General features: G+C 71.1%; 16 protein-coding genes. 5 read left to right on the top strand and 11 right to left on the bottom strand.

Translation table 11 applies throughout. From position 1 onward, the window contains the following. Positions 1-3: 3 nt before the first annotated feature. From P4R38_RS16345 to P4R38_RS16335, 3 genes are read right to left on the bottom strand one after another with little or no spacing between them, the layout of a single operon-like run. Positions 4-1,437, bottom strand: coding sequence for an APC family permease (locus P4R38_RS16345; RefSeq protein ID WP_277193095.1), 1,434 nt, complete (start codon positions 1,435-1,437; stop codon positions 4-6). A 57-nt stretch (positions 1,438-1,494) separates the two neighbouring features. After that, positions 1,495-2,073 carry an HhH-GPD-type base excision DNA repair protein gene (locus tag P4R38_RS16340; RefSeq protein ID WP_277193094.1) on the bottom strand — a complete coding sequence of 193 codons (579 nt, stop codon included), beginning with the start codon at positions 2,071-2,073 and terminating at the stop codon, positions 1,495-1,497. A gap of 27 nt (positions 2,074-2,100) precedes the next feature. After that, positions 2,101-2,517, bottom strand: a complete 417-nt coding sequence (locus tag P4R38_RS16335) for a hypothetical protein (RefSeq protein WP_277193093.1) — start codon at positions 2,515-2,517, stop codon at positions 2,101-2,103. Between the two features lie 124 nt (positions 2,518-2,641). Between P4R38_RS16335 and P4R38_RS16330 the strand changes: the two genes are divergently transcribed. Further along, positions 2,642-3,670 carry a GlxA family transcriptional regulator gene (locus P4R38_RS16330; protein ID WP_277193092.1) on the top strand — a complete coding sequence of 343 codons (1,029 nt, stop codon included), beginning with the start codon at positions 2,642-2,644 and terminating at the stop codon, positions 3,668-3,670. Here the strand turns inward: P4R38_RS16330 and P4R38_RS16325 are convergent. Next, positions 3,632-5,755 (bottom strand): DNA gyrase/topoisomerase IV subunit B, encoded by a 2,124-nt coding sequence (locus P4R38_RS16325; RefSeq protein WP_277193091.1) that lies wholly within the window; start codon positions 5,753-5,755, stop codon positions 3,632-3,634. The genes P4R38_RS16330 and P4R38_RS16325 overlap by 39 nt on opposite strands. 394 nt (positions 5,756-6,149) lie before the next feature. Here P4R38_RS16325 and P4R38_RS16320 point away from each other — a divergent pair, with 394 nt between their 5' ends. Together P4R38_RS16320 and P4R38_RS16315 are read left to right on the top strand one after the other, a co-directional pair. Continuing rightward, positions 6,150-6,371 carry a DUF7455 domain-containing protein gene (locus P4R38_RS16320; protein WP_275239345.1) on the top strand — a complete coding sequence of 74 codons (222 nt, stop codon included), beginning with the start codon at positions 6,150-6,152 and terminating at the stop codon, positions 6,369-6,371. A 100-nt stretch (positions 6,372-6,471) separates the two neighbouring features. Next, the gene (locus tag P4R38_RS16315; protein ID WP_275239344.1) at positions 6,472-6,954 is read left to right on the top strand and encodes a DUF456 domain-containing protein; all 483 of its coding nucleotides are present in this window, start codon (positions 6,472-6,474) and stop codon (positions 6,952-6,954) included. A gap of 66 nt (positions 6,955-7,020) precedes the next feature. Here the strand turns inward: P4R38_RS16315 and P4R38_RS16310 are convergent, their stop codons facing one another. The 3 genes from P4R38_RS16310 to P4R38_RS16300 all read right to left on the bottom strand — a co-directional run bounded on the left by P4R38_RS16310 (position 7,021) and on the right by P4R38_RS16300 (position 8,396). Next, entirely contained in the window at positions 7,021-7,458 is a 438-nt protein-coding gene (locus P4R38_RS16310) for a DUF3040 domain-containing protein (RefSeq protein ID WP_275239343.1), read from the bottom strand. Positions 7,459-7,690: 232 nt separating this feature from the next. Continuing rightward, complete coding sequence (locus tag P4R38_RS16305; RefSeq protein ID WP_277193090.1) at positions 7,691-8,122, bottom strand: SAV_6107 family HEPN domain-containing protein; 432 nt, start codon at positions 8,120-8,122, stop codon at positions 7,691-7,693. A 1-nt stretch (position 8,123) separates the two neighbouring features. Next, on the bottom strand, positions 8,124-8,396 hold the full coding sequence (locus P4R38_RS16300) for a DUF6504 family protein (RefSeq protein WP_277193089.1): 273 nt from the start codon (positions 8,394-8,396) through the stop codon (positions 8,124-8,126). A 130-nt stretch (positions 8,397-8,526) separates the two neighbouring features. On the opposite strand from P4R38_RS16300, the gene P4R38_RS16295 reads away from it, so the two are divergent. Then, entirely contained in the window at positions 8,527-9,081 is a 555-nt protein-coding gene (locus tag P4R38_RS16295) for a YbaK/EbsC family protein (RefSeq protein ID WP_277193088.1), read from the top strand. A gap of 8 nt (positions 9,082-9,089) precedes the next feature. Here P4R38_RS16295 and metF read toward each other — a convergent pair whose 3' ends face one another. Continuing rightward, a complete protein-coding gene (metF, locus tag P4R38_RS16290; RefSeq protein WP_409201277.1) occupies positions 9,090-9,992 on the bottom strand; it encodes a methylenetetrahydrofolate reductase [NAD(P)H] in 903 nt (300 codons plus the stop codon). Between the two features lie 67 nt (positions 9,993-10,059). Here metF and P4R38_RS16285 point away from each other — a divergent pair, with 67 nt between their 5' ends. Further along, positions 10,060-11,145, top strand: coding sequence for a polyprenyl synthetase family protein (locus P4R38_RS16285; protein WP_277193087.1), 1,086 nt, complete (start codon positions 10,060-10,062; stop codon positions 11,143-11,145). On the opposite strand, the gene P4R38_RS16280 is transcribed toward P4R38_RS16285, so the two are convergent. The 3 genes from P4R38_RS16280 to P4R38_RS16270 are packed head-to-tail and all read right to left on the bottom strand — an operon-like array spanning position 11,125 to position 12,192. Then, positions 11,125-11,484 carry a hypothetical protein gene (locus P4R38_RS16280; RefSeq protein WP_277193086.1) on the bottom strand — a complete coding sequence of 120 codons (360 nt, stop codon included), beginning with the start codon at positions 11,482-11,484 and terminating at the stop codon, positions 11,125-11,127. The genes P4R38_RS16285 and P4R38_RS16280 overlap by 21 nt on opposite strands. Then, the gene (locus P4R38_RS16275) at positions 11,481-11,813 is read right to left on the bottom strand and encodes a lycopene cyclase domain-containing protein (protein WP_277193085.1); all 333 of its coding nucleotides are present in this window, start codon (positions 11,811-11,813) and stop codon (positions 11,481-11,483) included. The genes P4R38_RS16280 and P4R38_RS16275 overlap by 4 nt, the downstream gene beginning before the upstream one ends. Before the next feature lies 1 nt (position 11,814). Further along, a complete protein-coding gene (locus P4R38_RS16270) occupies positions 11,815-12,192 on the bottom strand; it encodes an Rv2175c family DNA-binding protein (RefSeq protein WP_277193084.1) in 378 nt (125 codons plus the stop codon). Between the last annotated feature and the right edge of the window lie 165 nt (positions 12,193-12,357).

Below are 12,357 nucleotides of genomic sequence, written 5' to 3'. Positions count from 1 at the left end.
GACTCAGTCGTCCTCGAGGTGGTCGGGGTCGTGCAGGTAGGTCCGGTGCGCGTAGAACGCCCGGTTGACGAACCAGGTGATGACCCACAGCACCAGCCCGAGCAGCAGCAGCCAGCCCGCGATGACGTACTGCTCGCTGTCCCGGCCGGAGAGCTTGGGCAGCACCAGGAAGGCACAGGTGATCGCGCCGACGACGGGCAGGTACGTCGGGGTCCGGAAGTGGTCGGCGCCCACGTGGTCGCGGCGTAGCACCAGCACCGCGACGTTCACCACGCTGAAGACCGCCAGCAGGAGCAGGGAGGTGGTCCCGCCGAGGTTCTTGACGATGTCACTGCCGGACTGGGACGTGACGTAGCTGATCAGTCCGAAGGCGATGGCGGTGGTGAACAGTATCGCCACCCACGGCGTCCGCCGACCCGGCAGCACCCGCCCGAGCGGCCGGGGCAGCACCTCCTGCTTGGACAGCCCGTACAGCAGGCGGCTGGCCATCAGCATGTTGATCAGGGCCGAGTTGGCGACGGCGAACATCGAGATGAACGGCAGGATCCGCTCGATCGGGAGGTCCGGTGCGCCCTTCTCGACCACCGTCACCAGCGGCGTCTCACTGCCGGCGAGCTCGCCGATCGGCACCAGGGCGACCGCGCAGATCGACACCAGCACGTAGATGATGCCGGTGACGGTGATGCCGGTGATCATCATCCGGGGGAAGATCCGCACCGGGTCCTTGGTCTCCTCGGCCATGTTGACCGAGTCCTCGAAGCCCACCATCGCGAAGAAGGCCAGCGAGGTCGCGGCCGTCACGGCGAGGAAGGTGCTCTTGTCGCTCGGCGACTCGAAGACGGTGACGCGGGAGAAGTCCGCCTTGCCCTGGGTCATCGCCCAGAACCCGACGAGGATCACCAGCAGCAGACCGGACACCTCGACCAGGGTGAGGACGACGTTCGCCCGCACGCTCTCGCCGACGCCGCGCAGGTTGATCAGCATGACCAGCAGCATGAAGCCGAGCGCGATCAGCATCACCTGACCATCGCTCGCCTCCCACTCCAGACCCTTGGCGAGGTTGGACGCGAAGGCTTGGGACGCCGTGGACGCCGAGGTGATGCCGGAGCACATCACCGCGAAGCAGACCACGAAGGTGACGAAGTGCACGCCGAACGCCTTGTGCACGAAGACGGCGGCACCGCCGGCGGCGGGGTACTTGGTGACCAGCTCCAGGTAGGAGAACGCGGTCACCATCGCGATCGCGAAGGCCAGCAGGAAGGGAGCCCAGGCGGCGCCGCCGACCTCGCCGGCGATCTCGCCGGTCAGGGCGTAGATGCCGGTGCCCAGGATGTCCCCGACGATGAACAGCAGCAGCAGCTTCGGGCCCATGACCCGCTTCAGCTCGGGCTGCTCCGCCCGTGGCCCGACCGGCTCCGCCTCCGTGACGTGGCTCATACCAGGACAACCTAACCGGGCGGCGCCGCACACGGTGGCGGCGCGCCCGGGGATTCGTCAGCTCTGCGCGGCCTTCGCCTTCGCCTTGGCGGCCTTCTTGAACTCGCGCACCTTCTGCAGCGAGTCCTCGTCCACCACGTCGGCGACCGAGCGGAAGCTACCCCCCTCGGCGTACGGGCCGATCGCCTCGCGCCAGCCGTCGTGCCGGACGTCGAGCTGCTTGCCCAGCAGGGCAGCGAAGATCTTCGCCTTCTGCTCGCCGTACCCGGGCAGCGCCTTCAGCCGCTTCAGCAGATCTCCCGTCGAGCCGGCGGTGGTCCAGATCCGCGAGGCGTCGCCGTCGTACTCGTCGCGCACCGTCGCGGCCAGCTGCTGGACGCGGCCGGCCATCGAGCGGCCGTACCGGTGGATCGCCGGCGGGGTGACGCACAGATCGGCGAACGACTCCGGGTCGGCGTCGGCGATCGCGGCGGGGTCGAGGGTGCCGAACCGCTGCGCGATCTTGGCCGGCCCCCGGAACGCGTGCTCCATCGGGTACTGCTGGTCCAGCAGCATCCCGACGAGCAGCCCGAACGGGTCGGTGGACAGGATCTCGTCGGCAGCCGGTTCCTGGGCGAGGTGCAGCGTCGCGGCCATGAGCGCAGCCTACGTCGCCGGGAGCGGCTAGTGGTCGTGGGCGTACTCCGCCCGCCGCAGCAGGACGACGCCGAGCATGAGGACGAGCATCGCGACGTGCGCCACCATCATGAAGTCCATCGCGCTCATCACCCCGGCCCGCACGAGCGGGACCAGCACGAGCGGCACGTACATGACCGCGCACATCTCCAGCGTGCGCGACCAGGTGTGTCCGCGCCATCGCATCAGGGCGGCCATGGCGATCGACATGTCGGTCGCCATCAGCAGGTAGCCGAGCGCGGGACGCTCCTCGAACGAGACGTCCGCGCCGAGCATCGCGCGCGCCGTTGCGAGCAGCAGCATCCCGGCCAGCATCGCCGCGACCATCTCGAGGTAGTGCCGGGCGATCGGGCGACAGGTGCGCGGTCCGTCGGTCCGGGGTGTGGTCAGCCGTGGTGAGGTCATGCCGCTCAGCCTCGGCCGGCCCTGCCGCTCAGGGAACGGCCGAGCCCGACCGTGTCCGTTCTGCTGGGCACGGCGTCCTCCCGGACACCGGTGGAGGCGGGCGGCGGCGCCGTACCGTGAAGCCATGATCGAGCCACGCCGCATCGTCGTCGTCGGCTACCACGCCGCCGAGCTCATCGACATCGCCTGTGTGACCAGCGCGCTGGTCATGGCCAACTGGCTGCGCCGGTCCGCGCTGTACGACCCCACGGTCGCCACGCCGGGTGGGCGGCCCATCGTCTGCGGCAGCGGCCTGACGCTGCAGGCGGAGTCAGCGCTGGAGCGGGTGACCGGGCCGGTCGACACGGTCCTGGTGTCCGGCGGCATCGGGCACGTGCAGGCCGCCGCCGACCCCGTCCTGGTCGCCCACGTACGCCGGCTCGCCCGGGACGCCCGCCGCGTCGCGTCGGTGTGCACCGGCGCCGGGATCCTGGCGGCGAGCGGCGTGCTGGACGGGCGCCGCGCCGCCACCCACTGGTTCCACGCGGACGACCTCGCGGCGTCCTACCCGCAGGTGTGCTTCGACCCCGCGCCGATCTACATCCGCGACGGCAACCTCGCGACGTCGGCCGGGGTGACCTCCGCGCTCGACCTCACCCTGTCGTTCATCGAGGAGGACGGCGGCGCCGACCTGGCGCGCTCGGTCGCGCGGCACATGGTGACCTATCTGCAGCGGCCCGGGAACCAGGCGCAGATGAGCGTGTTCACCAGCGCTCCGTCAGCAGCCGGTGACGTGGTCCGGCGGGTCGTCGACCGGATCACCGCCGACCCGGGCGGTGACCTCACCACCGCGAACCTCGCAGCGGTGGCCGGGGTCAGCGAGCGGCACCTCACCCGGCTGTTCCTGCAGGACCTCGGCGAGACGCCGGGCCGGTTCGTCCGGCGGGCTCGGGTGGAGGCCGCGGCCCACCTGCTGGTCACGACCGCGCTGACCGTCGAGCGGATCGCCGTCCGCTGCGGCTTCGGCAGCGCCGAGTCACTGCGTCAGGCCTTCACCACCCGGTACGGCGTCGCCCCGTCGCACTACCGACGTACGCAGTCCGCGACGGGCGGCGCCACCACGCCGGGCCGTGGCTCAGGCGTCGATCCGCTCGCGGTCCAGCTCGCCCGCTGAGGAGACGATGAACTCCTTGCGCGGGGCGACGTCGCTGCCCATCAGCAGGTCGAACACCCGCTCGGCGGCCTCCGCGTCGGCCATCGTGACCCGGCGCAGCGTGCGGTGCCGGGGGTCCATGGTCGTCTCGGCCAGCTGGTGGGCGTCCATCTCGCCGAGGCCCTTGTAGCGCTGCATCGGCTGCTTGATCGTGCGGCCCTTCTTCTGCAGGGCGGCCACCGTGCGCCGCATCTCCTGCTCGGAGTAGGTGTAGATCAGCTCGCCCTTGCTGCGCCCGCTCGCGGCCGTCTCGATGCGGTGCAGCGGCGGGACGGCGGCGTACACCCGGCCGGCCTCGACCAGCGGCCGCATGTACCGGAAGAACAGCGTCAGCAGCAGGGTGCGGATGTGTGCGCCGTCGACGTCCGCGTCGGTCATCAGGATGACCTTGCCGTAGCGAGCCATGTCGACGTCGAACGACCGGCCCGAGCCGGCGCCGACGACCTGGATGATGGCCGCGCACTCGGCGTTCTTGAGCATGTCGCCCACGGACGCCTTCTGGACGTTGAGGATCTTGCCGCGGATCGGCAGCAGCGCCTGGAAGTCGGAGCTGCGCGCGTCCTTGGCCGTGCCGAGCGCGCTATCGCCCTCGACGATGAACAGCTCGGTCCGGGCCGGGTCCGAGCTACGGCAGTCCTTGAGCTTGCCGGGCAGCGAGGACGACTCCAGCGCGGTCTTGCGCCGCTGCGTCTCCTTGTGCAGCCGCGCGGAGATGCGCGACTTCATCTCGGCGACGACCTTCTCCAGCAGCTGGGCGGACTGCGCCTTGTCGTCCCGCTTGGTCGAGGTCAGCCGGGCGGTCAGCTCGCCCTCGACGACCTTGCTGACGATCTGGCGGACGGCGGACGTGCCGAGCACCTCCTTGGTCTGGCCCTCGAACTGCGGCTCGGCCAGCCGGACGGTGACCACGGCCGTGAGCCCGGCCAGGATGTCGTCCTTCTCGACCTTGTCGCCGCCCACCTTGAGCCTGCGGGCGTTGACCTCCAGCTGCTTGCGGAACACCTTCATCAACGACTGCTCGAAGCCGCTGGCGTGGGTACCGCCCTTCGGCGTGGAGATGATGTTGACGAAGGAGCGCACGTGCGTGTCGTAGCCGTTGCCCCAGCGCACCGCGATGTCGACCTCGCACTCGCGCTCGACCTCGGTGGGACTCATGTGGCCCTTGGAGTCCAGGACCGGCACGGTCTCGGTGAAGCTGCCGCTGCCCTGCAACCGCCAGACGTCGGTGAGGGCAGGATCGGTGGCGAGGAACTCAGCGAACTCACCGATGCCGCCGTCGTGCTGGAAGACCTCCTCGTGCGGGCCGCTCTCGCCCTCCGTCCCTGCCAGACCCCGCTCGTCGCGGATGACCAGCGTCAGCCCGGGGATGAGGAAGGAGGTCTGCCGCGCGCGGGTGATGAGGCTGTCGTAGTCGAAGCCCGCGGTCTTGAGGAAGATCTGCCGGTCCGCCCAGTACCGGATGCGCGTGCCCGTCACGCCGCGCTTGGTCTTGCCGACGACCCGCAGCTCGCTGGTGTCGGTGTACGGCTCGAAGGTCGAGTCCGGGCTCGGGCCGTCGCTGCCGTCGACGAAGACGCCCGGCTCACCCCGCCGGAAGCTCATCGCGTACGTCTTGCCGCCTCGGTCCACCTCGACGTCGAGCCGGGAGGACAGGGCGTTCACGACCGAGGCGCCCACCCCGTGCAGACCGCCCGAGGCGGTGTAGGAACCGCCGCCGAACTTGCCGCCCGCATGGAGCTTGGTGAAGACGACCTCCACGCCGGTGAGGCCCGTGCGCGGCTCGATGTCCACCGGGATCCCGGCGCCGCGGTCGGCCACCGACACCGACCCGTCCGCGTGCAGCGACACGGTCACGTGGTCACCACGATCGGCCAGGGCCTCGTCCACCGCGTTGTCGATGATCTCCCAGAGGCAGTGCATGAGGCCCCGGGTGTCCGTGGTGCCGATGTACATGCCCGGACGCTTGCGCACCGCCTCCAGCCCCTCCAGGACCTGGAGGTGGCGCGCGGTGTAGTCGGCCGGGCGTGTCGTGGTGGTGATGGCCACGGAGGCTGCTCCTGCGGTGCTCGCGGATCGACGCGGATGCGTCGACCGAAGGGTAGTCGCCGCGGCCGACACCGGCGGCGCTGACAGGCCGGTGGCGCGCAACTGCCGTCCCATCGTGCGGCGCCCCGGCCACGACGCGTCCGGGGCGTTGCGCTGGAAGCGAACGTAGTCGCCGCCACGCCGCCGACCTGCGGGGAACTCGCCGGAATGACGCTCGCCACACGACGAGAAGTCACACGCGGGAATCCCCCGGCGTGCTTGACTGTTGGCACTTCCGAGACGACGGAGAAGGAAGCCGGTGCAACGACATCGGGCTCCGCACCGTCTACGAAGTACGGCCCCTCGGGGCCTCACCGCATTGGCGCTCCGGCGCCAGGACGAGAGGATGGCAGACATGACGACCGCTCTTGCCCCCACTTTGACGATGGCCGACCGCTGCGACCGTTGCGGCGCCCAGGCCTTCATCCGTGCTCGCCTCACGGGAGGCAGCGAGCTTCTCTTCTGCGCCCACCACGGCCGTGAGCACCTCGACAAGCTCCGGTCGATCGCCGAAGAGGTCATCGACGAGAGCGAACGCCTCCACGTGTCCACCGCGCCGGAGCCCCAGGAGGTCTGAGCGCGCCGCCTCACGGGCGTCACAGGAAGCCCCCGCATCCGACCCGGATGCGGGGGCTCCCTGCTGCTCGGGCGAGGTTCTCGACCGCTAGGTTCTGCGCATGGAGCTGGTCACCGTCGCCGCGGCCGTCCTCGTCGTGGGCGGCATCCTCGGTCTTGTCATCCCGGTTCTGCCGGGCCTGCTGCTGACCATCGCCGGCGTGCTGCTGTGGGCCGGCGACCGTAACGACGCGACCGGATGGACCGTGTTCGTCGTGTGCCTGCTGATCGCCGCAGCTGGGTGGACGATCCAGTACCTCGTGCCGAGCCGGCGGATGCGTGCCGCCGGGGTCCCCACGACGACGCTGCTCTTCGGCGCGGTTTGCGCGGTGGTCGGCTTCTTCGTGATCCCCGTGGTGGGGCTGTTCGTGGGGTTCGTCCTCGGCGTCTACCTGGCCGAGCAGCTGCGGCTGCGGGACGCCTCGCGGGCGTGGACGGCGACCAAGACCGCCCTGCGGGGGGTGCTGCTGAGCATCGGCATCGAGCTCGCCGCGGCCTGCCTGGTCGCCTGCGTCTGGGTCGCGGGACTGCTGATCACGCGCTGACCGGCCCTGACAACAGCAGAAGGCCGCCCGAGGGCGGTCTTCCTGCGTGCGCGGAGCGCGTGTGGGCTACCAGCCGTCCTGGCCCCGCCGACGGTCCCAGCGCTGCTCGATGCGGTCCATGAACGAGCCGGTGCTGCCCTTCGCCCCGCGCTTGCGCGCCTTCGTCTGTCCCTGGTGGTGCAAGGTGACGTCGCCGTTCTCGCCGACGGAGCCGAGAGTCCGACGATGCGTCGGCGTGACCGCGTAGCCGGCGCCCCCCACCATGACCGCGAAGCCCACGCCGCCGAGCCAGATCTGCTGACTCATGACGCCCAGGACGACCAGCACGAGCCCGATGACCAGGACTGCCCCGCCGATCATCAGCTTGCGTCGAGTGCGGTGACGGGAGGGGTCACCCACCATGTGTGAAGCAAACTTCGGGTCCTCGTCGTAGAGGGCCTGCTCCATCTGGTCGAGCAGACGCTGCTCGTGCTCGGAGAGCGGCACCTTTGACACCTCCCACATTCCCGAACGCTGACGCGACGGCGCTGACTCAGCCGGCCCTGACCGTTCAGGCGCTGGCCGTGTGCTGGTCAGGATAGGTCTCCAGAATACGCCGCGGTAGTCGGCCGTGGGAATCTGCGACCTGACCTCGATCAGGGCAGGACCCCTCAGGCCCACCGGCCTCTAAACGACCCGGCGAGGCGAATCGTGCCCGGCGGTGCCGCACGCGTGCGCCGAGAGCCGACCGGTCAGGTCAGGGGCGGACGGTCGGCGTCATGCATCGGGTGACCGACGCCTGGACCGGCAGGCCGAGCTGAGCCAGCACCAGGTCGAGGAACGTCTCCGCCTGGCGGACCAGGTCGTCCGCCTCACGACTGCTCATGTCGGCGCTGCCCCGCTCGACCGCCTGCCGGCGACGGCCGGTCGCCGCGAAGAACGCGGTCCACTCGGTCAGCTCGGGCGCCACGACCGGGACGGTCTCCCAGACGCTGCGTGGCCTCCCCTTGCCCGAGGGCCTGCCGCGCGCCGCGAGCACCGCGGCGGCCGCCCGCAGGGCGGCCAGGTGGGCGAGGCAGAAGCGCTCACCGGAGGCGTCGGCCCGGCACGCGGCCAGCAGACCTGTACGAGACCGCTCGACGAGATCGAGCACCGTGCCCGCGACCGGCGCCGGCGATGTCGACTGCACCTCAACCTCCGACCGGCAGCAGGGTCCACCCGCCGCCGGACAGACCGACCGGCACCGGTGCTCGGTAGGAGAGGTCGAACGTCGCGCAGCCGTGCTCCCGGCCGGCGCTCGCCTCGACGCGCCACACGACGTGGGCACGCGCGGACCGCTCGGTGCTGCGCCGTGCCACCACCCGGCGGACGACGAAGAGCCGACCCCGCCACACGAACATCGACGGCTCGCCCGTCCCCTGAGCGATCGGACGCACGTCGACCTCCTCCTGCACCGCTCTCACCACTCACCTCCGAACGCCTTATCGAACACCTGTTCGACTGAGTCGAGACTAGCGCTCCGCGCCGACGGCGCCAACCCCGCCAGGCCGGCAAATCCGCGCATGTCACCGGCGATGCCGCTACCGTCCTGCCATGTCGGACGACACGGGGGCGAGCACCACGAACGGCCCGACTCTGCCCTCGACCACCGACAGCCGACAGCTGAGCCGTGATCCGGCGGTCATCCGGGTGCGGCAGGCGCTGCTGGAGCAGCGAGCGACCGGTCGGACCTTCGCCATCCGCGGGCCGGCTCAGGGGCCTGCCGCGACGGCCGCGCTGCTCGGGGTCGACGTCAGTCAGGTCGCCCGCACGACCGTGTACCGGGCGTACGACCTGGACCGTCAGCAGTCACCGCTGCTGGTGGTGGCCTCGAGCGGCCACGACGTCGACACCGTGAAGCTGTGCGAGGTGCTCGACCTGGCCCACCTGGAGCTCTTGGAGGCGAACGCCGTCGAGCAGCTGACGGGGTTCCCCGTCGACGGGATCGCGCCCGTCGGTCTGCGCGAGCCGATCGAGACGGTGGTCGACGTGGCGCTCAGCCGGTGCGTCGAGGTGTGGGTGACTGCTGGACACCCGCGAGCGGTGTTCTCCACCACCTACGGCGAGCTGCTGCGCATCACCGCGGGGCACGCCGCGGAGGTCGGCTGAGCCGAGGCTCAGCGCAGGTTCGCGAAGACCTCGAGGGTCGCGGTGGACCGGTTCATGGTGATGAAGTGCAGCCCCGGCGCGCCTTCGGACCGCAGCCGCTCGGCGTGCTCCGTCGCGATGGCGATGCCTTCGGCGCGCACGGCCGCCTCGTCGTCCTGGACCGCCTCGATCCGCCGGACGACCTCGGCGGCCAGCGGCTGACCGTTGAGGGCGGTCATCCGCTGCAGCTGACCGAAGCGGGTCACCGGCATCAGACCCGGGACGATCGGGATGTCCCGGCCCCGCGCGGCGACGAGGTCCCGCAGCCGCAGGTAGGCGTCGACGTCGGTGACCATCTGGGTGATCGCGAACTGCGCGCCGGCGTCCGCCTTGCGCACCAGCGTCTCGGCGTCGTCCTCCAGGGTCGCCGACTCCGGGTGCTTGTCCGGGAACGCCGCGACACCGACCGTGAACCGCCCGAGCGAGCGGACCAGCCGGACCAGGTCGTCCGCGTGGTCCAGACCCTCGGGGTGGGCGACCCACGGCGCGTCCAGCCCGCCCTGGGGGTCGCCGCGCAGGGCGAGGACGTTCGAGACGCCCGCTGCGGCGTACTCACCGATCACCTGCCGCAGCTCCGCGACCGACGACCCCACACAGGTGAGGTGCGCCATCGGGACCAGGGTCGTCTCACGGGCGATCCGTCCGGTCACGCGGACCGTACGATCACGGGTGGATCCACCCGCGCCGTACGTGACGGACACGAAGGACGGGCGGATCTGCTCGATCCGGCGTACGGACTCCCACAGCACCGCCTCGGACGCGTCGTCCTTCGGTGGGAAGAACTCGAAGCTGTAGGCGGTGCCGGGGTCGGCCAGCATCTGCGGGATCGAGACAGCGGCAGACTGGACCTGGCGGCCGGCGGCGACGGACATGCCGCCGATCGTAGACACATCGGCGCCCCGTACGCTCGTGACGGACCACCTGACGGAAGGACTCTCGTTGGCCAGCCCCCTGGACGTCGACTCGCTGCGCTCTCGCGTGCAGGCCGCGATCGACACCCAGCTGAAGTCGCAGCAGGAGGTGCTCGCCCCCGTCGGGCCTGCCACCGACATCCTGATGGCGGCCGCGACCGACCTGCTCAGCGGCGGCAAGCGGCTGCGCGCTGCCTTCTTCTACTGGGGATACCGCGCGCTCGGCGGCGTCGACAGCGACGAGCTCGTCCGGGCCGCCGCCGCGATGGAGATGTTCCAGGCAGCGGCCCTCATCCACGACGACGTCATGGACGACAGCGACACGCGGCGTGGCGCGCCGGCGGTGCACCGGCGGATCGAGGTGCTGCACCGCGACAGCGGCTGGCAGGGCGACAGTGCGCGGTTCGGTGCCGCGGGCGCCGTCCTGACCGGCGACCTGTGCCTGACCTGGACCGACGAGATGTACGCGACGAGCGGGCTGCCCGAGCCCGAGCTCGCACGCGGACGCGCGCTGTTCGACGCGATGCGCACCCAGCTGATGGGGGGCCAGTTCCTCGACGTCCTCGAGGCGGCCCTGGGCTGGGAGGGCTCCTCGACCGATGAGCGGGTCGCGCGCGCCCGGCACGTGGCGCGGGTCAAGAGCGCCCGCTACACCGTCGAGCAGCCGCTGCTGATCGGCGCGCTGTGCGCCGGAGCCGACGAGGCGACGGCCGGTCACCTCTCGGCGTACGGACTGGCGCTCGGCGAGGCGTTCCAGCTGCGGGACGACCTGCTCGGCGTCTACGGCGACCCGCAGCAGACGGGCAAGCCCGCCGGCGACGACCTGCGCGAGGGCAAGCGCACCGTGCTGATCGCCTACGCCCTCGACCGCCTCGCCGCGGCGCAGACGGAGCGCTTCGAGTCGGTGTTCGGCCGGCCCGACCTCGACGAGGCCGAGGTCGCCACCGTGCGCGAGACCATCTCGGACACCGGAGCGGTCGAGCAGGTCGAGGACCTCATCACTGCGCTGGCCCGGTCCGCCCAGGACGCCCTGGCGCAGGCCACGAGCCTGGAGCCCGCGGCGCGCGAGGCCCTGGAGGAACTGATCGGGATCTCAACGGCTCGCTCCTCCTGAGCCGGACGCGCCACGGTTGGTCTCACGACTCCCCAGGCGGGTCCACACGGCGCAGGTGAGCAGGACGAGCGCGAACCCGAACCCGAGGTCCTCCACGGGAGCGAAGACCAGGCGACCGTCGCCGACGAGCACCGGCTGCCCGCCGCCGATCACCGTGCCGGGGTCGTACCGGACGATGCCCCGGCCGGTGAGCCACCCGTTCGTGAGCAGCTGGAACCCCACGATCACCGCGTACGACGCCCACCAGGTCGCGGTGCACACCAGACGGGTCCGCAGCACGAGCAGGTCGAGCAGGACCACCAGCGGGATGGCGCAGCCGACGAGCGCGGTGTAGCTCACCGCGACGCCCGCCTGGCCCGCCGCCGGCCGACGACCTCGCCGACGGCGGCATGGGTGAGAACGGCCGCGACCGGGATCACCACGAAGAAGCCGACCTCCTCCCAGGGGACGCCGAGCACCCGCATGGGCAGCGTCTGAGCGGGGTCGAACCACCAGTGCCCGGCGTGGGTCGCCAGCAGGTCCCACACCAGGAACGGTCCGGCGGCCAGCAGAAGGGTCAGCGAGAGCCGCCGTCCCTGCCTCAGCACTCCGAGACCGAACCAGCGGTCCAGCGGAAGGGTGCCGAGCAGGCAGAACACCAGCATCCCGGCGTACGCCAGGTGTCTCATCTCAGAACGCGAGCTCCTGTGCGCGCTTGCGCACCTCGGCCCGGCGGCCGGCGATCAACATGTGCACCGGCGCACCCTCGATCGGGAGCGTCGGGTCAGGCGTGAAGAGCCAGATGAGCGCCTCGTCGTCGCTCAGGCCCGCGTCGCCGAGCACGGTGATCGTCCCACCGAGGTTGGGCAGCACGGCACCGTCGAGGACGAACAGGGCCGGTACGGCGACGACGTCCCGCTCCCCGACCCGGTGCGCGAGCAGCTCGCGGTCGGCGATCATCTGACGCACCTTGCGCAGCGGGAGATCGAGTGCCTCGGCGAGGTCCGGGACGGTCAGCCAGTCACCGACCAGCCGCTCCAGCGTGCGGTCGTTCGCATCATCAGTCACGTGCTCAGGGTGCCAGAGCGGTCGGAGCGCTCCGTGGCGCGCCTGCGTGGAACCCCCGCCGAAGTTCGTTAGCGTCGCCGAGCACGGTCACAGGCGCCACTCCAGCACCACGATCACCAGCGCCGACACCGGCCGGTGGTGCAGAGCCAGAGCAGCCCAGGGCGA

This window comes from Luteipulveratus flavus, from assembly GCF_029439465.1.
Taxonomy (GTDB): Bacteria; Actinomycetota; Actinomycetes; order Actinomycetales; family Dermatophilaceae; genus Luteipulveratus; species Luteipulveratus flavus.
The sequence above is the reverse complement of the archived record's forward strand: the minus strand, read 5'-3'. Positions and strand labels throughout refer to the sequence as shown.

What these genes read in the sequence shown, in the direction of transcription:
- P4R38_RS16345 (WP_277193095.1), bottom strand. Translation starts at nt 1,437, where the DNA reads ATGAGCCACGTCACGGAGGCGGAGCCGGTCGGGCCACGGGCGGAGCAG.
- P4R38_RS16340 (WP_277193094.1), bottom strand. Translation starts at nt 2,073, where the DNA reads ATGGCCGCGACGCTGCACCTCGCCCAGGAACCGGCTGCCGACGAGATC.
- P4R38_RS16335 (WP_277193093.1), bottom strand. Translation starts at nt 2,517, where the DNA reads ATGACCTCACCACGGCTGACCACACCCCGGACCGACGGACCGCGCACC.
- P4R38_RS16330 (WP_277193092.1), top strand. Translation starts at nt 2,642, where the DNA reads ATGATCGAGCCACGCCGCATCGTCGTCGTCGGCTACCACGCCGCCGAG.
- P4R38_RS16320 (WP_275239345.1), top strand. Translation starts at nt 6,150, where the DNA reads ATGACGACCGCTCTTGCCCCCACTTTGACGATGGCCGACCGCTGCGAC.
- P4R38_RS16315 (WP_275239344.1), top strand. Translation starts at nt 6,472, where the DNA reads ATGGAGCTGGTCACCGTCGCCGCGGCCGTCCTCGTCGTGGGCGGCATC.
- P4R38_RS16310 (WP_275239343.1), bottom strand. Translation starts at nt 7,458, where the DNA reads ATGTGGGAGGTGTCAAAGGTGCCGCTCTCCGAGCACGAGCAGCGTCTG.
- P4R38_RS16295 (WP_277193088.1), top strand. Translation starts at nt 8,527, where the DNA reads ATGTCGGACGACACGGGGGCGAGCACCACGAACGGCCCGACTCTGCCC.
- metF (WP_409201277.1), bottom strand. Translation starts at nt 9,992, where the DNA reads ATGTCCGTCGCCGCCGGCCGCCAGGTCCAGTCTGCCGCTGTCTCGATC.
- P4R38_RS16275 (WP_277193085.1), bottom strand. Translation starts at nt 11,813, where the DNA reads ATGAGACACCTGGCGTACGCCGGGATGCTGGTGTTCTGCCTGCTCGGC.